The organism is Stenotrophomonas sp. STEN063 (assembly GCF_056854515.1).
Map to the genome: position 1 here is coordinate 1 of NZ_JBXFWF010000133.1, position 846 is coordinate 846.

1 protein-coding gene is annotated in these 846 nt (G+C 70.2%); it reads right to left on the reverse strand.

The genetic code is table 11. The features are described from left to right. Positions 1–145: 145 nt before the first annotated feature. Positions 146–667 carry an acyl-CoA thioesterase gene (locus tag AC1VWL_RS19300; RefSeq protein WP_482987756.1) on the reverse strand — a complete coding sequence of 174 codons (522 nt, stop codon included), beginning with the start codon at positions 665–667 and terminating at the stop codon, positions 146–148. Positions 668–846: the final 179 nt, after the last annotated feature.

Genomic DNA, 846 nt, shown 5'->3' on the forward strand with positions numbered 1-846 from the left:
CCCCCCCCCCCCAACCGGCGGTGGGGCGCGCGCCCGCGTGCCCCGGCCGCCCCCCCCCCCCCGCCCCCCCGCCCCGGCCCCCCCCCCCACTACAGAGATCGGGTGCATTGTCAGCTTCGCGGCTCACGCCGCTCCCACAAAAGACCTAGGCAGTCGGCACCGACAAATCCGCCTCACCCGACGGATTGCTCTGCAGCAGCTCCAGGTGCCGCTGCTCCATCTCCTGGCGCAGCTGGCGGCGGATCTGCGCGGCAGCGAAGCGACGCTTTTCATCGCTGGTTTCCGGCTGCAGCGATGGCACCGGCGTCGGCCGGCCGTCATCGTCGACTGCCACCATGGTGAAGAAACAGCTGTTGGCGTGGCGCACCGCGCCTTTGCGGATGTCTTCGGCCACGACCTTGATGCCGACTTCCATCGACGAATTGCCGGTGAAGTTGACCGAGGCCAGGAAGGTCACCAGCTCGCCGACGGCAATCGGTTGGCGGAAGGTCACCTGGTCCACTGACAGCGTCACCACGTAGTTGCCGGCATAGCGGCTGGCGCAGGCGTAGGCGACCTGGTCGAGCAGGCGCAGGATCGCGCCGCCGTGGACCTTGCCGGAGAAGTTGGCCATCTCCGGCGACATCAGGACGGTCATCGACAGCTGGTGGGCTTTGTGTTCGCTCATGGCGGTTACTGCGGTTGCGGGACCAGCAGGCTACACCGTAGCGCCGGGCCATGCTCAGCAGGAGCCTCACGTGTAGTGGCGCGGCCCACACGGGGGCCCGGGGGGCCCGGGGGGAGCCCCACCCCCCCACGCCCTCGCGCCACCCCCGAGCCCGGAGGTGGTTGGCGACCCCCGCGGAC

What these genes read in the sequence shown, in the direction of transcription:
- AC1VWL_RS19300 (WP_482987756.1), bottom strand. Translation starts at nt 667, where the DNA reads ATGAGCGAACACAAAGCCCACCAGCTGTCGATGACCGTCCTGATGTCG.